Here is a 23,586-nt window from a genome sequence, read left to right on the forward strand (position 1 = left end):
TTAGGGTTCAAATGATTATTTAAAACAAACTCGTAACAATACAGCATTCAAAACAACAAAAATCATTATAAAACAATAAATTAAATATCATTTAGAGCACTAACGAAAACAATTAAAGATTTGAGGTGTGATAGTTATTGGTCAAATGTTTTTGCTTAGAAAGTTCAAGAATCAATCAGTGAGAGTCCTTGTAGAAACTTTTTGGGGAGGGAGTGGAAAGGAAGTATCAAGGAATTTTCATACTGAAATTTAAGACAAGGAAATCCACAATCAACACAGGTAACGAATCAAAAAATGAACAAAAAAGGTTGGCGACAACAGCGTCATCACCAACCTTCTCAGTCGTTTCTAATGTTATTGCAAGCCTAAGCTACTCAATGCGTGTGATGAAACCGTATTTATCTGACTCAGCCTTAGTCACCCAGTGTTCGCCAGAAGCCGGAGCAGAATCCAACGTGAAGATATAGAAGTCGATTCCTTTGTCTCCCATTACCTTTTTAAAGTAGGTCGCTTGCTTGCGATGGCTTTCGTTCGTGTATGGGAAGTCTTTGGCTGTTTTATCATCCTCAGCCCAACTGTGCACACCAACCTGCTTATTAAGCTCAATGGCTTTAGTGGTATCTGCTCGTTGCAAAACTCGCGGGTTACCCGCAGCGAAAAGATCCGTGCCGCCAGAGAACACCGACCCCGTAGGCGTTACGATCGTCGTCATGTTGTTACTGTGGATCATGCGACCGGTGTACATATTGATATCATCGTCGGCACTTCCACCAATATGGTTGGTAAACTTCAACGTCATCTCACTGCCTTGATACAATTTCACGATATCAAAAAGCTGAGAATAGGTTGATGCGCCTAGAGTGGAAGTAATGCGATCAACAGCGCCAGTCTCGTTGAGCACATCACGGTAAAAAGCGTTGAAAGCAAACGAGGTGGTTATCGTTACCTTGTTCCCACTTTTAGTGTTACTCAGAATGGTAGACCCAAGGCTAGTCACGTATTGAACCAGTTCATTGTGATACTCAAGCTCGACGGGCTTATGAGTATTCGTCGTCGTGTTAATTAACGTGGTGTCATTGCCGATTGAGCGTTGAGCCGCACCACAATCAAACACGTCCAAACCCTTGCTCTCTGTGTAGATACCGCAGCTATCAAATCCTGCATCAGGGAGGTACAGATCCACACTTTGACCTAAACTATCCGCAAGCCTAACCACTTTTTGCTTATCACTAATATCTTCCGCAAACAGAACGATTTCATACTGCACACCGTTGTAATCAAGTTTTATGGATTCTTGGACCTCTTGTCGCTCTTTATACAACTCACCCAGTTTCGCTGATGAAAATACGTAATCCGCTTGAGGTTTTGCTTGCACTTTGGTGGCAGCTTTACCTGAGTTAGAGCTTGAATTACAGCCCGCTAACAGAATCAAAGGTAACGCCAGTAATGCATTTCTATAGTCGTTCATACCGTTATTCCCAAAATGTTTGATGGGAAAATTCTATTGTTTAGCGCTGAATTTATCTGCCGTGGAAATGTATGAGAATGTCGAGCCTATTTGAACGATGTTTTTTATTTTCCTATAAATGCCAATTCATCATTGAACTAACTTATAAAGTGTTTAATCATTCGCTTTAGGTATTTGGCGAAGCATCTGAACTTATATGCAATAGCGTATAATCGTAATGGTTCATCACGACGAAGACTCGCTCACCTAATCTCAATAAGTGAAACGCACGACAAGGCTGATAATGGAATGACAAAACCTAAAATGATCATCGTGGAAGACGATTTGAAACTTCAGAAAATGTTGCAGGACTACTTCGTCGCGCAAGATTTTGATGTCACGGTGTTGGACGATGGCAGTGATGCCGCACACACCATCCTCACGGAGCAACCTGACATCGTACTGCTGGATTTGATGCTTCCTGTAACTGATGGACTTACAATCTGCCGACAGACGCGTACGCACTATAAAGGTAAAATCTTGATGCTCACTGCTAGCGATGACGACTTTGACCACGTCGCTGGTTTAGAGACAGGGGCTGATGACTATGTCACCAAGCCAATCAAACCAAGAGTTCTGCTGGCCAGAGTTCGTTCGCTATTACGCCGCCAAGACACCAATACCGCTTCAGTCGATGACTCAGACACCCTTCAGTTCGATCAACTCGTTCTGAAAAACACTTATAAGAAGTGTGAACTTTATGGTGCGGTTTTATCACTCACTGACAGCGAGTTTGACCTACTTTGGTTATTGGCAAGCAACCCAGACACGCCGTTATCTCGTGACTACTTGACGCAAACATTGCGCGGGATTGAGTACGACGGAATAGACCGGACGATTGACAACAAGGTTGTACGTCTAAGGAAGATTTTGGGCGACGACCACACACCAGCAGAGAAAATTCAGACCATTCGCGGGAAGGGTTACTTATTTGTTTCGACCGCCTGGCGTTAACCTCGCTCAATACGAGCGTAATAAAAGAGAGCGATTATGCGACGTATCTTTTTGGAGTCCTTAATAGGGCTGTTAGTTTGCTTTATGGCCGGCCTTGTCGCCTACGAGATTAGCGTCTATCAGCTCAATACCGACTACGAATACGTACTGGAAGATTACGAAGCGGCTGCCCACCAGCAATTGATCGAGAACATCGCTAAAAATCAAGGCCTTGAAGCGGCTCATCAAGCGATAAACCAGTTTGTAGAAACCACACGAAATAAATTGGTTACATTCAGCCCAGACGATGAAATACCCAGCCCCGTTTCAGAGTTCTTCAGCACGAATCCGAATACCTTTGTTTTTCACGATGATGAACGGGACCTATGGTTTCGCTTAGCAAGCAGTGACAATACCTATCACTACCTCCCCAACAGTGAAGCGTTCGTTAGGCAAAAAATAGAGTTGGAGGATGACCTCATTTGGTTGTTCTTTTTAGCGAGCTTTATCTTATATGGGTTATGTCATCTATTTATTATCTTCCGCCGAGTTAAAAAGCTTGAGGCTGCCACTCTGCGTTTTGCGGAGGGCGATCTCTCGACACGAGCCGAGACTTCAAGTGGTATTGCGATTGGTTCACTGAACAAATCCTTCAACCTAATGGCCGACCGAATTCATCGCTTGGTAGAAAGTAATCGCTCACTCACTAATGCTGTCGCTCATGAACTGCGCACGCCAATATTCCGTATTCAGTGGCAAGCTGAAATGTTGAAAGACACCCAGCTAAACGCAGAGCAAGAAAGCACGATTGAGAGTATTGTCGAAGACACGGAAGAGATGGAAAAGATGGTCGATGAACTATTGTATTACGCCAAACTCGATAGCACTGACCTAGAAAACTTAAAAAAGCCATTAGAGATTCGAGACTTTCTCGACCACGCAATGGCGCGTTGGAACAAAGACACTCAGCTCAACATCGACCTATCGCTACCAGAGCAACCTAGCTCAATAATGGCGGATGAAACGCTATTTAACCGAGCACTAGATAACCTAGTGCGTAACGCAATGAAATTCGCACGCTCACAAGTGTCGATTGCAGCGACCGTGCATCAAGATCAGCTACAGATTGCGGTACACGATGACGGTGATGGTGTGGCTCAAGAACATCAAGCTCGCCTGTTCGAACCCTTTTACGTTGGCGACAAAGCGCGTAACAAAGCCAAGAGCGGCCATGGTTTAGGGCTGTCTATCGTCGAGAAGATCTGTGCTCAACACGGCGCTACCGTGGAGGTAGGTCAGAGCCAAGCCTTAAAGGGTGCGGTATTCACCATTACCATTCAGCTATGTAATGATTCAGCTGACAAACCCATACAGTAACGACAAAACACCTCTGGAATAATGTTCAACATCGGTCGGGAGATGCTGTCTCCCATGAACTTATTAAATCTAGATAATCATGCCACTGCCTTTGTGCCTTGCCATCTAGGTTCCAATCATTCTTAAGGTATTTTTATGAAAAAGTTATTAGTTGTTTTAGGCATTGTTTCTCTAGCGGGTTGTTCTGGTATCAGCCACAACGAAGAAGTGTACACAGCGCACGCAGAGAGCTTCAACATTGTCGGTTTCCAAGTGCCAGGTAACACTCAAGACCGCGCAATGGAATTAGTACCTGAAGGTGCAACGGTTGATACGATTCGCTCAACAAACTCTGATACGAGCTCTGTTCTGGGTATCATCAACCGTATTATCGGTATCGACTACGTACAAGTTGGCGGTAAAAAGCAGTAATTCGCTATAGTGACGTTAGCCACGTACCATAATTAAGTGTCGCAGTTGCCTACCTATATTCAGTAGCCTGCACAAACTAAGTTAATCTAAGCCAGTGACCCGTCGCTGGCTTTTTTCATCCAGCAGATTTTGTGCTCTGTGCCAAACAAGTGCCCGATTCCCCTTCCCTCTTTTAACTAACAATTCGAAAAATAAGCCGAAAAGTCTTCGATTTCTTATCAAAATTGCCCCTAAATTCGCTAAATGGCCTTCTGTTTAAAGTGACACTTTCAAATCGTTGATCCTTCTATCAACCCAGAATCCGTTAATTGAGGCACAGATCAATTTACTCGAAAATCTTAATTTCCAAGAGAAATAAACACTTAATAAAAGTGTCACGATTTTATAAATAAACATATAGGTGCGTTCAAAAATAAACAGAAATGATAACTATCTGTAAATACGAGAAATATAAGTTTCATGAATAAAAGAGATCATTGCCATGCTACTAATTAATCAGATCGAATGATGTAAATTCGCTGTGATTAATTTGTTACGTTTTCTTGGATTTTACATGGAAAGAGAAAACAACAATGAAAATAAGAAAACGTTTAGTTGCCGTTGCTATAGCCAGTGCTATGTCTTTGTCAGTGCATGCAAGTGAATCCGTTCAAATCGATCAACCGATCAACTTTACTAGCTTCTCTGGGTTAAACGCTCAGTTAGGAGTCAGTAGCGCCTCTAGCTTCAAGATGGTGAAAGAAGTAAACCTGAAAAAGCGTGGTATCTATAAAGTTAAGATCCAGCAGAACATCTGGGGAACACCGGTATGGGGACATTACCTAAATGCCACCCAAAGTGTCCAAGGTGGCGCACTTAAGTCCGTTCAAGGTCGCTACCTTAAAACAACGACCTTAGAGCGATCTTTTGTTAAGCCATCAATCAACAGCGCTCAAGCGGTTGAACTCGCAAGTAAAGATCTAAAGACTCAAGGCTTAACCAGCAAATCTCTAGACAACGTTCAACATCAGCTATTTATCTATCAAGGCTCTGTGAAGCAAGGCATCGGACAGCAAAGCGTAGATAAAACACGACTAGTGTACGTTGTCTCTTACCTAGTAGAAGGCAGTGAACAGCCGACTCGACCGTTCACCATGCTAGACGCGCACACAGGCGAAGTCATCGACCGCTGGGAAGGTATTGCCCATGCTCAGATCGGTACTGGCCCTGGCGGAAACGAAAAAACCGGCATGTACGAATACGGCACCGACTACCACTACCTTGATGTTCAAGAAGTGGGCACAGAGTGTGTAATGGAGTCTGAAAATGTCGTTACCGTTGACCTTAATGGCGCGACCGACGGCGACACCACTTACAGCTATGAATGTCCTCGTAACGAATATAAAGCCGTGAACGGCGCATTCTCACCACTCAACGATGCCCATTACTTTGGCAACATCGTGTTCGATATGTATAAAAACTGGTTCGACACAGCGCCACTCTCCTTCAAGCTCATGATGCGTGTTCACTACGGTGAAAACTACGAGAATGCATTTTGGGACGGCAGAGCCATGACCTTTGGTGATGGGGAGAGCTTCTTTTACCCGCTTGTTAGCCTAGATGTATCAGCCCATGAAGTGAGCCACGGTTTCACTGAGCAAAACTCAGGTTTGATCTACGCAAACCAATCGGGCGGTATGAACGAAGCCTTCTCTGACATGGCCGGTGAAGCCGCAGAATACTATATGAAAGGCACCAACGACTGGATGGTCGGACGCAATATCTTTAAAGGCGAAGGTGCGCTGCGTTACATGGACGATCCATCACGCGATGGCTCTTCAATCAACAACGCATCCGAGTACTACGATGGCTTAAACGTGCACTACAGCTCTGGCGTGTTCAACAAGGCGTTCTACCATCTTGCAACCACACAAGGTTGGGACACCAAAAAAGCGTTCGAACTGTTCGTGCTAGCCAACCAGATCTACTGGTCTGAAAACAGTGACTTTTGGCAGGGCGCCTGTGGCGTGAAAAACTCAGCAACCGACCTTGGCTACAGTGCCGATGATGTTGTTTCTGCGTTTAACTTAGTGGGTGTATCACCGTGTGGCGAACCACCACTTCCACCAGAACCGGAATATCAACGCCTTGAAAACGGTGTTGAAGCCGCAGTTGCTGGTGAAACAGGCTCAAAAACTTACTTCGATATCGAAGTACCAGAAGGCCAAGACAAGCTAACGATTGATCTTGCTGTGTCTACTGGTGATCCGGATATGTATGTTGGTCTAGATTATGCGCCAAGCTCTCAAGAGAATATCTGTAAGAGTGAAAGCGTAACCGATGAAGTATGTGTAATTGAAAACCCAACAGCTGGTCGCTACACGGTGAACATTCTGGGTTACTCAGATTACGCAGGTGCAAATCTGAAAGCATCGTACGAATCAGGCAATGCTAACGTACCGCCAGTTTCTTCTTTCGAACACACGGTCGTAGGCAAAGAAGTAGAGCTGCGTAGCACAAGTTCGGACAGCGATGGCCAGATCGTCTCTTACCAATGGAACCTAGGCGATGGCAACACGCAAACCGGTGAAGTGACTCGTTATACCTACGCTGAAGCTGGCGACTACGTGGTGACTCTAACCGTGACTGACGATGCAGGCGTTGCAACATCAACCAGCAAGTCGATCACGATTGAAGGTGACTCAGCAGAAGGCTTCCCGCTAAAACTGAAGTTTGGTAACAAAAACCCGAACGGCAAAGCTCGCGTTAAGCTGGCATGGGATTACGACACCAACGACTACTTCGTGATTAAGCGCAATGGCAAGAATGTTGGCGCTACAGACTTCAACTCATACGTCGACAAGTTCCGTCATAACGGAACAGTAGATGTGGAGTACCAAGTGTGTACCTCAAGCGATATCTGTTCAGAAACCAAGCATTACCGTTTCATTAAAACACAATAATCGATAGTAAATTCAGGGCTCCGAAAGGGGCCCTTTTCGCGGTTAACTGTTCAGAAAATGAAACATCTACACAAAAACATCCACGTATTACACAAAAATCACCCCCATCAACATAACAATACTCACCATAAAAAGGACGACAAATGGCTATTCAAAAAAGCATGCTAGCTTTGGCTGTACTCGGAGGTTCTTTAGCCTTAATCAACAGTACTTCGGCTTACGCATCCCTAGGCATCACACCACCAGCGAACGAAGAAGTTTGGATCACCACCGATGCTGACGCACAGCATATAATGACTCAGCATGGCGCAACGGTTTATCCAAGCGTGACCGGAAACAAGCATTCCATCGTCGCGAAAATCAACCAGAAAGAGCTGGCGAAACTATCTAGCCACATGCACGAAGAAACCCACCGTTGTGGTGGCTACATGGTGCACGAAGACAAAGCAAGCGCACTCAAAGCGGCAGCTATGCCACTGACCATGAGCAACTTCGAAAAGCCAGTTATCAGCCATCAAGATACGGTGAACGACCTACTCGCTCAGGTCGAGCCGAACAACATGGTCACGACCATCGAAAATCTAACCAACTTCACCAACCGTTTTTATACTACTTCTACTGGTGTCGCTGCTTCAGATTGGCTTTTAGAACGTTGGGAGACGGAAATTAAAGATGTGCCGTATGCGTCTGCACGCCAGATCACGCATGCCGAATACCCACAGAAATCCGTTGAAGTGACACTGCTTGGCGCTAAATATCCTGAAGAGATCGTCGTGGTTGGTGGACACCTTGATTCGACCGTTGGATCTTGGACAAGCGAAGGCACCATCTCACCGGGAGCCGATGATGATGCGTCTGGCATTGCAACGGTAACAGAGTCGCTTCGCCTGATGATCGCCAGTGGTATTCAACCAGACAAAACCATTAAGTTCTATGGTTATGCTGCTGAAGAAGTAGGGCTACGTGGCTCACAAGATGTCGCCAACGCTTTAAGAGATGAGCAAGCCAACGTTGTATCGGTATTGCAATTAGACATGACCAACTACAACGGTTCAGCGCACGATATCACCTTCATCACAGACTACACCGACAGCAACCTCACCGCCTATTTAAGCGAGCTGATCGACACTTACGCGAGCGACATCAGTTACGGTTTCGATGATTGTGGCTATGCCTGTTCTGACCACGCCTCTTGGCACAATGTTGGCTACCCAGCTGCCATGCCATTCGAAAGCATGTTCAATGATTACAACCCAAGTATTCACACTGAGCACGACACGCTTGAGAACTCCGATCCTACGGCGACACACGCGACCAAGTTCGCCAAACTAGCCATTGCTTACCTTGTCGAAACCAGCCTTGATTCACCCGTTGCAGGCCCTAAAGAGCTGCAAAATGGCGTGCCTGTTAAAGGACTTACTGCAGGATATGGTGAAGAGCAGTTCTTCACATTTACGACTCAAAGTGCAGGTCAGTTAACGGTAACATTAACCGGCCCTCGAAGTGGCGATGCCGACTTATATGTGAAACACAACGGCACCGTATCGAAAGCGAACTACGACTGCCGCCCATACCAGAACAGCAGCAACGAACAGTGTGTATTGAACAAGCCAGCGGGTGAATTCAGCATCATGGTGCGCGGTTACCGTAACTTTAGTGATGTCACCATCGTCGCTAACTTCGTTCCTGATTGGCTTTAAGGTTGGTTAATTGACTAACAATTAAACCTAGCAAACACGGCTAAAACTAAAAATCCGCAAGCCCACGATCATAAATAGATTGGAGCTTGCGGATTTTTTATTGTCTTCGGAGAGCATCTCAACTTAATAACCTTTAGTTATCATCAAGCCGTCTTTTTCATTACCTTGCCACAGATGTACTCACCAATCGGCATTGCAGAGGTCGCAGCCGGTGATGGCGCGTTACATACATGTAAGCTTCTTGGGCTTTCGGCAAACAGGAAATCATGGACCAAGGTGCCATCCTTCAGTACCGCTTGAGCACGAATCCCAGCAGGATAAGGCTTAAAATCATCAACCGTAATACTCGGGCAGTATTTGTTCACTAGCTTTAGATATCCCGGTTTCCACCACGAGTTCTTAAACTCGACCAAACCCGTTTTCAAGTGATTCGCAGTCACTTTCCAAAAACCCACAAAGCTCAGCATCTGCCAAGTGTCCTTGAAGCTAAAGTTAAGCTTGCCATAACCTTCTCGCTTCCAGCCTTGAACTGCATTTGGCCCTACTGTTACGGAGCCATCAATCATGCGTGTTAAATGCACGCCCAAGAAAGGCAGTTCTGGGTCAGGGATCGGATAGATAAGATGATTCACCACTTGGTTGTGCTTAGCGTCTAACTGATAATACTCACCGCGATAAGGCACGATTTGGAAGTCGGTTTCGATGTCTAACATCTTGGTCATTCTATCGGCCATCAAGCCAGAACACGTGATCAAGAATCGACTGTTCAGTTGAAGAGTCTGACCATCTACTTTGCACGTTAACTGCACTTCATCTTCTTGCTCATCGGCCATGATCACTTCCGTACCAAGGCTAAGCTTACCACCCGCCTCAACAAACTCTTGAGCCATCACTTCGGTGACTTTTTTGTAGTCGACGATACTGGTGGTTTTGACATAAATCGCACCCAAACCCGTGATATTTGGCTCGGCAAGTTTGAGCTGAGCTTGATCCAACAAATCAACATCAATATCGTTATCGTGGCAACGCTGATAGATCGCATTCATTCGCTCCACTTCTTGCTCATTGGTCGCGACCAACAACTTACCGCAGTTTTCGACGGGGATATCGTGTTGGCTACAAAAGGCGATGGTGCGCTCTACGCCGCGTTTACAAAAATCCGCCTTTAAACTGCCCGGAGCGTAGTAAACACCAGCATGAATCACCCCGCTATTATGGCCAGTTTGGTGCTGCGCGAAACCACGTTCCTTCTCGACTAAAAGGATACTTTTATCAGGGTGAGCTTGCTGTAATTGCCAAGCCGTCGACACGCCAACAATGCCGCCACCAACGATAATATAGTCGTATATTGAGTTCATAATATTCCTACATTCAATCCTTTTAATTATAGGGAAGACGCGACAGTGTTAGACCCGGTTTGAGGTAACTTTTTTTCCTCACTTTCTGATTCCATTTTCACTTGATTAGCATCGTATTTACGACCGCTGTAGATAAAGATGCCAACAAAAATGGCAACACATACCAAACGGATCACGACTGAAACATCAGGCCATACTAGAGCTATACCTACCGCAACCAACGCTACTCGAGTAATAATATTAACTTCGCTCTCTAGATAACCTTCAATCGCCGCGATAAACGCGTAAGTACCAATAACAGCAAAGCCACCCGTGACTAACACGGAGATCACATCCCAACTTACCAAGTTAGTGTAGGCAATCAACAATGGTACTAAATACAAGCCTTTGGCTATCTTCCATGCCATTAATCCCGTTCTCATCGGGGGTGTTTTAGCAATGGTTGCAGCCGCAAATGCAGTTAAACAAACAGGCGGAGTTACGTTGCTGTCTTGCGATAGCCAGAAAATGATCAAGTGGGCAGAAAGCAGTGCAAGGCTGATCGCTTCTAAGCCAAGGCTCTGTTCAAGCAGAGTTTCCACAAAATCAGCAGGGACTAACGCAATCATCTCTTTGGCTGTTTCAAGTGCCATTGGCGCGTTCAGCAAATCAAGCTTATCTGGCGCAGCCAACATGAAGATAGCTTTCGCCTGTTCCGGTAACTGTCCCGAAACCAACAGGTCGAGCAACTGACTTTCAGCAATCAGTTTATACAAAGCTGGTGCAGACAGAGTACCCAACACGATATAAGCCGCGGTTACTGGTAACCCCATGCCCAGAATCAAAGACGCCAGTGCAATTAAGGCGATCATCACCAACAAATCGCCGTTCGCCCAGCTATTGATCATCAACGAGAAGGTGTTACCAATACCAGTCGTGCTGATCACGTTGATCACCAGACCAATGCCCACTAGCAACACAGCCGTGGTCGCCATGTTTTTTGCGCCTTGAGAAAGCGCTTCGATGATCGCCTTTGGACCCATTTTGTGATTTTTAGAGAACCATGAAGCCACCACGACAGACAGAATCGAGATGCCCGCAGCGTAAGTCGGCGTAAAGCCCTTCACCAACAGAGTCACTAACACCGCTAATGGGATCAGGTTGTGCCAACCCGACAGCAATACTTTCAATAGAGGCTCACAGCCAGAAGTCACCTTTTGCACACCACTGCGTTTTGCTTCGATGCGCACGAAGAATGCCACAGACAAAAAGTAGATAAGCGCAGGAACGAAGGAAACCGCAATAATATCGACATAAGGAATTTGCGTGTAAGAGGCCATGATGAACGCGCCCGCACCCATCACAGGTGGCATCAGCTGCCCGCCAGTAGATGCAGCCGCTTCAACACCTGCCGCGAAGCGCGAAGGGAAACCTGCCTTTTGCATCAAGGGAATACTGATCACGCCCGTCGATACTGTGTTTGCTACGCTCGACCCGGAGACTGAGCCCATCAAGCCGGAGCCAATAACGGCAATGAAACCAGGGCCACCAATCACTTTGCCCGCCGCGGCACGGGACACATCAATGATGTAATCACCGACACCCGAACGCACTAAGAATGCGCCAAACAGGATGAACATGAACACGAAGGTCCAACTGATTCTTGAGATCGAACCAAACATCCCTTCTGATGAATAAAAGCTTCGATAAAGTAACGTCTCAAGGCTTAAACCCGGAAAATGAAAAATACCGCTGGTCCATTGTCCCCAAAGCACTACATAACTTAAACACACTAAGATAAGCACTGGAATGAACCAGCCCATAGTGCGTCTAATCAGCTCAATGACGATGGCAATCGCCAAGATAGAGAAAAACCAATCACTGGCGATAAATTTTACGCCTCGGTCATACAACGCATCTTCTGCAAAGGGGATGTAGATAAGACAAGCCAGAGCCGCCAAGGCAATTCCGATATCGACCGCCAGCGCTATCTTGCTCTTTTTCAGTGAGATATGAGCGGGATACCAAAGCGCGCAAATGATTGCGAAACCAGCGAAATGCGTCGCCGAAATCCAAAGCTCTGGCAAGGTAGATAAGGTATTAAACCAAATATGTAGGAGGGAGAGTATCACTCCCATTGTCGTTATTGCTTTGCCTACCCAAGGGAAATCTGTTCGGGTAGGCAATTCGAATTTTTTCAGTTCCTGCTGCAGCGAATCGCTCATAGAAAACTCCTGCTCTCCACAGCCAAACGCGCAGAGAAAATCCATAAAGTAGGGTGGTGCGTTTTCACTTCAAATAATCGAACGAATCGGAGACGGTCAAATCAAACAAAGCAACCGAAACATATGAAAACGCACCAAGCAATTAATTAACGCGAATATTCAGTTCACGCCAAATAGCGAGTTAAAGATAAATGGCTAATCGAAGACAAAGGGTTAGTCGACGATCAACTCAGAAGGGATTTCTATACCCACTTCTTTATAGTAACGAGCAGCACCTGGGTGAAGCGGAACAGGAAGGCCTGCGATCCCTTTCTCAAGTGCCATTGCTTTGGTTGCTTTGTGGATACCTTGTAGGAAAGGTAGGTTTTCATAGATAGCTTTGGTCAGTTGATACACATCTTCTGCAGAAATGTCTTCACGAACCGCTAGGAAGTTAGGTTGGGCAATCGTAGTAATTGGTTTATCGACACCTGGATAAGTGTTTGCTGGGATCTCATACTTGGTCCAAATATTGTAATCACCATTCGCTTGTTTGATTTGTGCATCGGTAAACGACAAGATTTGAATATCTTCACCCAGTGCTGCAAAGGCTTGCGTCACCGCACCAACAGGAACACCAGCAGGCGTGTTCATACCATCAATTGTGCCATTTTGTAATGCGCTCGCACTGCCACCATAACCCATAAAGGCGAGTTTAAATTGTTCTGGGTCCACGGATAAGCCTTGCATGATTTGACGACCTGAGTTTTCAGTCCCAGAGTTCTTCTTACCGATAGAGAATTTCTTACCGTTTAGGTTCTCTAGATCGCTTACCGTACCTGTTTTTGCTAGATCTGAACGCACAATAAAGTGTTCTACGTTTTGCCATAACATGGAAACTGAACGCAGTTGAGTTTGTCTGCCAGATTTCTCATATGGCCCTAAACCCTGCCAAGCCCAAGCACCATACAAACCTTGTAGAATAGCGAACTGAGCTTCGTTCTCGTTCAACAACTTTACGTTCTCACCCGAGCCCGCAGAGCTGATAGCCGCTAAAGAAAAGTGCTGCTTAGGCGCAAGCTTAACTTTACTCAATGTCGCTAAGGCCACACCCACTGGATAATAGGTACCACCCGTTGAAGCCGTCGCTAAAATATAGCTGCGATCTTCTTCAGCTGACGCATTACTGATAAGGCCAAGAGAAGCCATTGCTAGCGCTAAAGTTTTAACCAGCTTGTTGTATTTCATTGTTACTCTCCATGTAGGGTTATTCACGTTATATTTTTGTTAACAACAATAGATAGCAAGCGTAATGCCAGTTTTTAACTATTTGTTTTAATTTACTTTTATTTTAAAACCTATTCAAAATAAGCCGTTTTTTGCTTATTCCCCTGTTATTAAGTAAGCCATTTTTGGCTTATCGGCTACCGGAATTAACACCTGTAGATCGGGAAGCAAGTCACACTATGTTGCAGTTGTGTGATCAATGTATGTAAATTGATAAATATGCAATGAGCCATTTATTGCTCATTAAAAATCAACAAGCACTGCGATGAAGCCGCTCTCTAAGGGTCAACATAGTCACTTCGATTTAACCCATAACGCACCATCTTTTGGTTCAATGTTCGACGAGGTAAATCCAAATCTTGCATCACGTCATTGATACGCCCTTTATAACGAACTAAGGCATCATGAATCACTTTCCTTTCAAAGCTCTGTACTTGAACCGCCAAAGGGATGCCCGCCGTTGTGGACTCTGTGACAGAATTGGGACGACACGCCAAAATATCCCCAACGGTCAAGCTTTCATCCAATGCAAAACGAATCGCAACATTACGCAGTTCACGCACATTGCCCGGCCACGCATACGAGAGCAGTGCATAGCGATCAGCCTCACTGGCTATACGTGTTTCGGAATTGGCTTCTTGGGTGAAGTGTTCAAACAAAAGTAAGGCATCTTCTTCACGCTCACTGAGTGGAGGCAAATGCAGCTGGGCAACATTCAAACGATAGAATAGATCTTGGCGAAAGTCGGGGTGATTCAGTAGATCGCTTTTCGAGGCAGAGACCACTCGTAGATCAACATGTTGTTGCTGATTCCCCCCCACGCGTTCGACGACATTATCTTGCAAGGTGCGCAGCACTTTTACCTGCATCGACAGCGGCATACTCTCTATTTCATCAAGGAACACTGTGCCTTTGTCGGCAAATTCCAGCTTACCAATGCGTCGTTTGGCCGCACCAGTAAACGCTCCGGCTTCGTGTCCAAACAGCTCGCTTTCAAAGAGATTTTCTGGGATTGCGCCACAGTTGAGCGGAACAAACGGATGGGTTTTACGTTGGCTGAATTCATGTAAGCAAGAGGCGACCAGCTCTTTACCACAACCCGTTTCACCATAGATGATCACGTTGGTGTCTATGGAAGCGACTTTCTGGATTTGCTCGCGCAGTTCACACATCACTTTACTGCGACCGATCAGCACCTGTTCAATGCCCTTAAGGTTATCCAGATAGTTCTGACGACTGTTTCTGTCTTGGCCACTTTGATGTTTATCTACCGCTTCCGATACCGTTTGAGACAGACGCTCTGGGTCGAATGGCTTCTCAATGAAGTCATAGGCACCTTGCTGTAAGGCTTTCACCGCCATATCGACATCACCATGCCCAGTAATCAAAATAACAGGCACATCTGGCACAAGACCTTTGAAACGCCCTAGCAGATCAACACCATCAATATCAGGTAAACGAACATCGGTGATAATGGTTTGAAAATCACCCTGCTCTACGGCGTTTAACGCATCTTGTCCTACTTCAAATGCGGTGACATCGAAGCCCGCCAGCTGCAACCATTGGCTGGTTGCTTGACGCACAATCGCGTCATCTTCAATTAAAGCAATACGCTGCATAGTTTGGTTCCGCCACTCTACATCTGATTAATATCGTCCACGGTATGTAAAAAAACCTCAGACGAAAAGGAGCTAGCTCCCACTTTGAATAACACTCCTTTAACAGTTTAATAATGTTTGTTAGCTTCGATTTGTCTCACTCTCCATTCGCTTAAAAAGCAAACATAAAACCTTGTCAAACCACTAGCTCAAAGAGGCAAGCCACTAATTTTAAAGGGATTTGATCAGAAATGATGAATAACAATCGATATTGGTTATTCCTGTGTACCTGTTTATTGATTGGTTTGGTGCAGGTCACCACCAAGAATGGCATCAGCCAGTGGAAGCTTGAACAAGCCCAACGCTATGCCGAACAGCGCTTCCTTGGCTACATTGCCGAAGCAAGGCGAACCCTTAAGCGTTTCTATTATCTGCCCTACCTAGTAACCAATGATGAAACCAGTGTGCGCTTCATTGATGGTGAAGCCCGCCTAGAAAAACGCATTAAGAAGCAGCTGATTCAATTGGATAAAGCCGCCAACACCAAGGGCTGGTATCTGCTTTCTGGCGAAGGGGACTTGTTGGTATCGAGTGTTGAAAGAAGCAAACTGAGCAATAAGAACGCCAGTACAATTGTTTCGAAGATCCACCAACAAGGTGGTGCGATTTCAGTGGTGACAAAAAACAAAGGCGTGACACCCGATTACTTCATAGCGGCACCCGTATATCGAGCCTCTGATGTGGTTGGCATTGTCGCGGTGCAAATCGATTTGTCATTGTTAACCGATCAATGGTTTGCCGATGGTGAGGCGATACTGTTTCAGAACCCTCGCGATCAGTTCTTTCTCTCCAGTGACAACAGGTTGAGTGCCGATTGGTTCAATGACACCTTCAATTCTCAGCCCACAGCGACAAAACGTGAGCTGTATGACCAAACCCATATTCGCGTGTGGCGATTGCAAGATAAAGATTACCTAATTCAGTCCATCAAGTTAGACGATCTGAATTGGCGTTTAACCTACCTAACGCCATTAACCAGCCTCAACCAGACCACGAACTGGATCAGCTGGAGTGTGGCGGTTGGCTGTCTTTTCATTCTGTTACTGTTGGTTATTCTTTACCAAAGACGCCAGAAAAAGCTCAGTAATCTGCGAATCCAAAAGCTCATCGAAGAGTCGGAAAAACGACTGTCTGGAATGATCAATAAAACCCACGTCGGATTGGTGCTGATCGATAAACATGGTCATATTCACGATATTAACCTGATGGCGAAGAACTACTTTTGCCTTTCTGATTCGATGATTAGCAACATCAAGGCGTGGCAGCTGTTTGAGGCAGGTAACCCGAATTCAACCACCTTGCAACTGCTCAAAAACTTAGAGCAGCATCAAGAGCTGGCCGAGATAACTAGCGTCGAAACCATGGCAAGACGCAGCGATGGCAGCTACTTCCCTGTTTTATTCTCTATTAGCGCCTTTCCTTGGCATGCGACGACTTACTACCTGTGTACCGTAATCGATATCAGCAAACGTAAGAAAGCCGAAATTGCGGTGCAAAACGCCAATAAAACGCTACAACTGCGGGTCGAAGAGCGAACTCAAGATCTAAAAGATGCGCAGCAAGAACTTGTCGAATCTAGCAAACTGGCTGCACTAGGGCGGATGTCGAGTGCGATTACTCATGAACTCAATCAGCCGCTTACTGGCCTAAAAACCCTACTTTCGAGTAACCAGTTGCTGATGGAAAGAGGCGAGACTAAGATGCTGAAAGCGAACATGGATCTGGTGATGAGCCTAATCGACCGAATGGCTAACATGACCAGCCAATTGAAGTCGTTCGCCTTTCAAAGGCTTGAGAAACCTTATCCTGTTTCCCTAACAGACGCACTGCAAGAAACCCTGCGTATTCATCAAACCGAGCTAGACAGCGTCGATATTCGTGTGCGTATCGCTTCCAATATTTCGATGGTAATGGGAGAAGAAGCACGACTTCGCCAAGTGCTTGGTAACCTGCTTAGAAACGCCATCGATGCTACTCAGAATCAAACACCCGCGACCATTGTTATCAGTGCACATACCGATCAACAACGTGTGATCATCAAGGTGCAAGACAATGGCTGCGGTGTATCAGAAGACCAACTCGAAACCATTTTCGAACCGTTTCATACCAACAAAAAAATGGGCGAAGGTTTGGGGCTGGGGTTAGCTATTACAGCCAACAATGTACGGGATATGCAAGGCACCTTGATAGCAAAGAACAACCCAGACCAAGGCATGACATTCACATTAACGCTGAAGAATATAGATAGTGAGTAGTTACTAACAAAAAGCATTAAATCGCACCACATAAAGAAGACAGAACTAAAAAACCGCCCACAGAGGGCGGTTTTGATTCACTTATTAGCGTATGACTTATCAGTTAATCAGTTCGCGACTTACTCAGCTAGCTGCTTTAACAGTAACTCAGTCGGGCGAACAATCGCGATGATTGATTCATCATAGATTTTCGCCGAATCAGACAGTATCGCTTGGTAGGCATTCACGTCAGCTTCTCTTACCTTCTCGCCAGCTTGCGCTTTAGCAATCAAAGTTAATGCTAAATCTGCAACTTCAACGGTTTTCTCTGCAACCACCACAGTCTCTACCGAAGACACGTTACCAGCGAAGACAGTTTCCGCCGCTAGTGCAGCTGATTTTGCTTGCTGATAATGCTCTGCAAGTTGCTCTAGCGCCTGCTGATTGCCTGTCGCCACTTCATTGACCAAGTCTTGCATCTCATACACCGCGTAGCTTTCTACTGGCAAAGCATCCACGAAGCGATTTAGGCGCTCGTATTGGCTGTACAAGGTGCCCTTAGGTTCAGTGGAGTTCCACTTTTCCCAGTTGCGAGCATAGTATTGAGCCGGCTCGGTGTATTTTGCTAGCACGCGCAGGTCGTGAATATCTTGGCCTTTGGCAATGCGCTTCAACAGCATATCAGCATCTGCGTGATGACGTAGCCCTACCGATACTTCCGACCATGTATCCATTGCTTTCATGCGCTTATACATACTGCGCTCGTCCGTCAATTCCGCATCAGACCAGAAGCGCTCTGCAATCGCGTAGCTGCGCGGCCATAGGTAGTTTTCGACCGTGAGGCTGTCTTTATTCTCTAGCCACATGGTGATCTCGCCGCCCAAGATAAGCTCTTTTTCTTTGTCGGTTAATTCTGCAGGGTAACCACCATTTGGTTCAGGAATAACGCTGCCTTCAACATCACTGCTCGCAATCACTTCACCTGTAGTTGGCCAGCGCACATTACCGACCAATTGGTAACTGCCTTCGGCAAAACCCTTTGGATTCAGGTTTAGGTTGAACTCGGTGTACGACATGAAGTTATCGAAGTGGCCAACAAAGGTTTTACCGGGCACATAATCAAGGATGAAGATCTCTTCGCGAGACTTGCCGTTGTAATCACTGAATGCGCGGAAAGTGCCGTCTTTCGCTTCAATAATAGTCAGTGTTCCCTTACGTGGGCCGCCTTTTGAACGAGGCTTCTGCCATTGATACGTCACAAATTTTTCGCCACTGTGCAGCTTATCGTCAACTGTGATGCCACTTGGCATTGGGTCATTGCGATAGTGGTAGCTAGTTGGCTGAGGCTGGTCTAGGTAGTAACCCGTAGAAAGAATACCTGGGTAGCCCTCTTTCGCCGCACGACCAATGCTATCATGCCCTTGCCAGCTTTGAATCACGATTGAAGTCGGCAGGTCTTTATGCCAAATCTCATCCCAACCGGTCATCTTCTTACCGCGCTCTTCGAGCATCTTCTCAACTTTTACATTGAGGTAAGACTGCAGACCACGCTCGCCATCGATATTGTTCTCTTCAATGAACTGTTGGTGCTTTTCACTGTTTTTCCACTGCGCGTAATTCGGCTCATCGCCGCCGATATGGAAGTACTCGTCTGGGAACAGCTCGGTCACTTCGTCAAACACATCACCTAGCATCTCATAGACTTCAGGGTTCAGTGGATCCATGAGAGGTTCAAACACGCCCCACCCTCTTTCTTGCTCGTAGTTTTGCCCTTCACCGCCAGACATCAAACGTGGGTAAGCGTGAGCAACCGCAGAAGAGTGACCCGGAAGAGACACCTCAGGAATCACACGAATACCGAGGTTACGGGCGTATTCCACTAAGTAACGAACTTGGTCTTTGGTGTAGTAATTACCATCAGCGGTTTCAGACCACAGACGTGGCCATGATTCAGTTTGAATGCGAATGCCTTGGTCGTCCCAGAAGTGCCAATGGAACACGTTCATCTTCGCCGATGCCATCGCATCTAACTGACGAATCAGCACATCGAATTCGATAAAGTGACGAGAGGTATCGTAAGAGACTCCACGCCAACGAAAGCGGGGCTCATCAACAATGGTTACGGCAGGAATATGGTAGCCAGTTGCTGTGGTTTCAACGAGCTGTAAAAGGGTTTCGATGCCGTGAATAGCGCCATATGGGCTTGGTGCGCTCAGCGTGATTTGCTCACCCTGAGTCGTAATTTTGTAAGACTCTACAGAGTCGATGTTCTGTACTTCAGACTTTGGCGCCGCGTCGATATCAATGATCAGGTTCGCTTCGTCTGCGCTATCAACCTGCCAGTTTAGAATCGGCACGCCAGTTTGGCGCTCTAGGCGATCGATAAAGCGTTTCGCGGTGTATTCAACGCGATCAGAGTTAAAGCCTTTGATGTAAACCTTGAAGTTACCGTCGACCTTAACTTGCCCAGCTTGCAGCTCGACTGTTTGTGGATACGGCATTAAATTTAGATCGGTATTCGGAGCCATTGCTAACGCCATTGGGGACACTACTGAACTTGAAATCAATAGAGACAATATAGTTTTTTTCATTATTAGTTTTCCTATATAACGGACGTTCTGTTTTGTTTATCGGAGGCGATTCACAAAACAGAACCTTCAGCCACTGCTGTTGTTTATCGTGAGCTCAAAGCCTATCGTCTGTGAAAAACGAATGAGCTCACAAACTTATGATTAGCTAACCAACTCAACCGCTTCACGAACCAACACCGCGATCTCGTCCCACTGTTCATTCTCGATCATCTTCGGAGATACCATCCAAGTACCGCCACAGCACACCACGCGATCCACGGCTAGGTAGTCATTCACGTTGTGCTTGCCGATACCTCCCGTTGGCATTAAAGACACATCAACGTATGGCGCTAACAGAGATTTCACCATATTGATCCCACCAGACGCTTCTGCTGGGAAGAACTTCAAAAAGTTAAGACCTAGCTCCAACGCTTGCTCTACTTGGCTTGGGTTGTTTACGCCAGGAACGATTGGCATACCGATCTCTTGGCAGCGTTTTACGGTGTTTGGATTCAGGCCCGGTGCTACGATGAATTCGCTGCCCGCCTCTTTCGCAAGGTCGATCTGCGCAGGTGTGAGTACTGTACCTGCACCGATACACATCTCTGGGTAGGCATCACGCATCGCACGAATCGAATCCGCTGCCGCTTCGGTACGGAACGTCACTTCTGCTACTGGCAGGCCGTTTTCTACCAACACTTTTGCTAGTGGAATCGCATGTTCCACCTTGTTGATTTGGATAACAGGGATAACTTTGAACTGCTTAAGTGTGTTGATCATTTCTTGAGACATAATAAATTCGCTTTGTTTTTCTATTTTTTAATTAAGTGATTCATAGCGCTTACCGGGATGATCGCGCCTGAGTACTGAATAACGGTAGAAGCCAGTTGGTGACCGAGTTCAGCTGCATCATTGGTGCTCTCACCTGTAAGACGCGCCGCCAGATAACCCGCAGCGAAGGAATCACCCGCTGCGCAGGTGTCGACCACGTTAGAAACACGAGTCGCGGATACATAACTCTCAACAACATCGCCTTGTTCAACTTGAACAATCTTGCATGGCTCACAGCCACGTTTGATGACGATCTCTTGGCAGCCTAAGCGAAGGCAGCGTTGTTGAACGCTCTCGCCATTGCCCCAAACCAGCAGGTCGTCGTCTTCGGTAATCAGTGCAATGTCGACCAATGGTAGTAACTTGGCGTACCAATGCTGAGCTTGTTCAGTCGTCCAAAGTTGCGGGCGATAGTTGTTATCAAAAATCAGCTTGCCGCCTTGATTTGAGAACACGCTAATGGCTTTGAATAAGCGCTCACGAGAGGTGTCATCTAAAATCGCGATACTGATACCGCTGATGTAAACCGCGTCGACTTGTTTCTCTGTCAGCGCGATTTCAAGCTTATTCAGGTCGTCAGTTTGAAAGTAAGATTTTACTGCCGCGTCATTGCGCCAATAGTGGAAATGTCGCTCACCCGTTTCGTCCGTTTCTACCATGTACAAACCGGGCAACTTGTTTGGAATACGTTCAACGAGATTGGTTTGAATGCCTTCTAGTTGCCAGCTATCAATCATGTTTTGAGACAGTTCATCGCTACCCAAACCAGTCGCGTAATGAACAGACAGGTTTTGATGTTGGGTTAAGCGAGAAAGGTAAAGCGCGGTATTGAGCGTGTCACCGCCAAATTTTTTGGTTAATGGAGAGCCGCTTATTTCGACCATACATTCGCCGAAGAAAGCAATATTGAAATGAGAAGATGCAGGCATAGCCGATCCTAAAATAGAGAGATATATGTGGGAGAAGGCCCTGCCACTAAGCAGGACCTGAATTAAGCAAACCAGTTGTGGAGACTAGGTTTAGCTTGTTTGATTTGCAGGACGTTGAGGTGCCGCTTCTTCTTCAAGTACGCCAGTCTCAGACATTTCCATCTCCATCAGAGCACGCTCGTCATCAAGAATCGCTTTTGCCATTTCAGGTGTTACTTGGTTAGCCGGAGTCACTAGGCTCACAACCACACCTGCCGTTAGAGCAAACAGACATGATGGGATAACTGGGTTGCCCCAGAAGGCTGTGTAGTCAGCGTTTAACATTACTACGAATGAAGCTACAGAAGCACCCGCTAGTGTTGCAAGCGCACCTTGCCAGTTGTAGCGTTTCCAGAATTTACCCAACATACCGCACACAAACATGCCCGACATAACCGTTGAAATCATCTTAGTGATGTAGCCAATGATGTCGTTTGACGTCAGTGCGAACAACAGTGCAAAACCAATCACCACAATCAGTGCCAAGCGAGAATAGTTCACCATTGACTCTTTGTTTGGTACGCGGCCAGTGAACATCACGTAAACATCACGAAGTAGGATAGAAACACCTGCTATCGCATCTGAACTTGCGCTCGACATCGTTGCAGAAAGACCCGCGATAAGAACAATCATGCCAACGCCAACCGGAAGAACCGTTGCAGCTACGTATGGGAACGAGTAGTTCGGGTTATCCAATGATGGGTCGATTGCGTGCGCAGCCATACCAATGATTGCTGGAATAATAGAGAAGAAAAGGTACAACACACCAGAAGCGACAAATGAGCGACGGATAGTTGAAACATCTTTACCAGAGTAGATACGCTGACGGAATGAAGGTGTTGCAAGTACGCCCACACCGATAACCACAGCCAGAGAAACAGCAGGCAGAATGCCCAGTTTATCGATTGCTAAAAAGCTTGTAGCAGCAGGGTCCATCGCAGCGTAAAGGTTATCCATGCCACCAATGTGATCAACAGACATTACCGCCATTAGGATGAAGCCAGCAAAAAGGATGATTGCTTGAATCGTATCGGTCCATACAACTGCTGTGTAACCACCGATAACAACGTAGATAGTGAAAGCTGCAGCAATAATAATTTTCGCAAGGTTAAGGTCGATGTCTGCAATCCACGCTAGGTACATGCCGCCACCTAGAATGTGCGCACCTAACCAACCGATTGACGCGATAAAGATAAGTAGGCCAACCACGTTTTTTACGATTCGGTTAGCGCCAACGTAATAAGCCAGCTCTTCACTCATGGTCATGAAGTTCAGTTTACGAACCGGAGCAAACCAAAGTGCAAGCAATAGGATGCCCACAGCACCGCCAATTCCGTACAGAGCACCTGCCCAGCCATTTGCGTAGCCGAAGCCAACCGCGCCCATACTTGAACCCGTGCCGACCATAGTCGCAACCGTTGTACCAAGTACTAAGAATAATGGCAGGCCACGGCCGCCTAATAAGAAATCTTCGCCAGATTTTTGATTACGCGAGACAAACCAGCCTAACCAAATTAGAAAACATACGTACACGCCGAAGCCTGTAAGAAAAAGTGTGCTGTTCATTTGAAACCTCTCAGTGAAATATTGAGTTCATTCTTGAACTTTATTTATGATTCATTCATTT

The 23,586-nt window shown here is 46.2% G+C and carries 15 protein-coding genes; 6 read left to right on the forward strand and 9 right to left on the reverse strand.

Annotated elements, in window-relative coordinates; genetic code table 11:
- Positions 1-370: 370 nt before the first annotated feature.
- Positions 371-1,468, reverse strand: a complete 1,098-nt coding sequence (locus AB4623_RS07680; RefSeq protein WP_102393797.1) for an alpha/beta hydrolase — start codon at positions 1,466-1,468, stop codon at positions 371-373.
- 288 nt (positions 1,469-1,756) lie between these two features.
- Here AB4623_RS07680 and AB4623_RS07685 point away from each other — a divergent pair, with 288 nt between their 5' ends.
- The 5 genes from AB4623_RS07685 (at position 1,757) to AB4623_RS07705 (ending at position 8,870) form a co-directional block, all read left to right on the forward strand.
- Complete coding sequence (locus tag AB4623_RS07685; RefSeq protein WP_017065179.1) at positions 1,757-2,461, forward strand: response regulator; 705 nt, start codon at positions 1,757-1,759, stop codon at positions 2,459-2,461.
- A gap of 36 nt (positions 2,462-2,497) precedes the next feature.
- The gene (locus AB4623_RS07690) at positions 2,498-3,817 is read left to right on the forward strand and encodes a cell wall metabolism sensor histidine kinase WalK (RefSeq protein WP_102333556.1); all 1,320 of its coding nucleotides are present in this window, start codon (positions 2,498-2,500) and stop codon (positions 3,815-3,817) included.
- Between the two features lie 135 nt (positions 3,818-3,952).
- Positions 3,953-4,228 carry a hypothetical protein gene (locus tag AB4623_RS07695; RefSeq protein WP_017065177.1) on the forward strand — a complete coding sequence of 92 codons (276 nt, stop codon included), beginning with the start codon at positions 3,953-3,955 and terminating at the stop codon, positions 4,226-4,228.
- 572 nt (positions 4,229-4,800) lie between these two features.
- Positions 4,801-7,170, forward strand: a complete 2,370-nt coding sequence (locus AB4623_RS07700; protein ID WP_372146101.1) for a M4 family metallopeptidase — start codon at positions 4,801-4,803, stop codon at positions 7,168-7,170.
- Positions 7,171-7,313: 143 nt separating this feature from the next.
- The gene (locus tag AB4623_RS07705) at positions 7,314-8,870 is read left to right on the forward strand and encodes a M28 family metallopeptidase (protein ID WP_065584460.1); all 1,557 of its coding nucleotides are present in this window, start codon (positions 7,314-7,316) and stop codon (positions 8,868-8,870) included.
- Between the two features lie 143 nt (positions 8,871-9,013).
- Here the strand turns inward: AB4623_RS07705 and lhgO are convergent, their stop codons facing one another.
- The 4 genes from lhgO to AB4623_RS07725 form a co-directional block, all read right to left on the reverse strand.
- Entirely contained in the window at positions 9,014-10,228 is a 1,215-nt protein-coding gene (gene lhgO, locus AB4623_RS07710; RefSeq protein WP_372146103.1) for an L-2-hydroxyglutarate oxidase, read from the reverse strand.
- A gap of 26 nt (positions 10,229-10,254) precedes the next feature.
- Complete coding sequence (locus AB4623_RS07715; RefSeq protein WP_372146105.1) at positions 10,255-12,432, reverse strand: TRAP transporter permease; 2,178 nt, start codon at positions 12,430-12,432, stop codon at positions 10,255-10,257.
- Positions 12,433-12,645: 213 nt separating this feature from the next.
- Complete coding sequence (locus tag AB4623_RS07720; protein ID WP_372146107.1) at positions 12,646-13,659, reverse strand: TAXI family TRAP transporter solute-binding subunit; 1,014 nt, start codon at positions 13,657-13,659, stop codon at positions 12,646-12,648.
- A 317-nt stretch (positions 13,660-13,976) separates the two neighbouring features.
- A complete protein-coding gene (locus AB4623_RS07725) occupies positions 13,977-15,317 on the reverse strand; it encodes a sigma-54 dependent transcriptional regulator (protein WP_102321268.1) in 1,341 nt (446 codons plus the stop codon).
- A 230-nt stretch (positions 15,318-15,547) separates the two neighbouring features.
- Between AB4623_RS07725 and AB4623_RS07730 the strand changes: the two genes are divergently transcribed.
- A complete protein-coding gene (locus AB4623_RS07730; RefSeq protein WP_372146109.1) occupies positions 15,548-17,611 on the forward strand; it encodes an ATP-binding protein in 2,064 nt (687 codons plus the stop codon).
- A gap of 119 nt (positions 17,612-17,730) precedes the next feature.
- On the opposite strand, the gene AB4623_RS07735 is transcribed toward AB4623_RS07730, so the two are convergent.
- The 4 genes from AB4623_RS07735 to AB4623_RS07750 form a co-directional block, all read right to left on the reverse strand.
- Complete coding sequence (locus AB4623_RS07735) at positions 17,731-20,181, reverse strand: family 20 glycosylhydrolase (RefSeq protein ID WP_372146111.1); 2,451 nt, start codon at positions 20,179-20,181, stop codon at positions 17,731-17,733.
- Between the two features lie 141 nt (positions 20,182-20,322).
- Positions 20,323-20,952, reverse strand: a complete 630-nt coding sequence (locus AB4623_RS07740) for a bifunctional 4-hydroxy-2-oxoglutarate aldolase/2-dehydro-3-deoxy-phosphogluconate aldolase (RefSeq protein ID WP_055319259.1) — start codon at positions 20,950-20,952, stop codon at positions 20,323-20,325.
- Between the two features lie 20 nt (positions 20,953-20,972).
- Entirely contained in the window at positions 20,973-21,920 is a 948-nt protein-coding gene (locus AB4623_RS07745; RefSeq protein ID WP_372146113.1) for a sugar kinase, read from the reverse strand.
- Positions 21,921-22,010: 90 nt separating this feature from the next.
- A complete protein-coding gene (locus AB4623_RS07750; protein ID WP_372058534.1) occupies positions 22,011-23,525 on the reverse strand; it encodes a sodium:solute symporter family protein in 1,515 nt (504 codons plus the stop codon).
- Positions 23,526-23,586: the final 61 nt, after the last annotated feature.

The organism is Vibrio sp. 10N.222.52.C12 (assembly GCF_041474215.1).
GTDB classification, from domain to species: Bacteria; Pseudomonadota; Gammaproteobacteria; order Enterobacterales; family Vibrionaceae; genus Vibrio; species Vibrio crassostreae_C.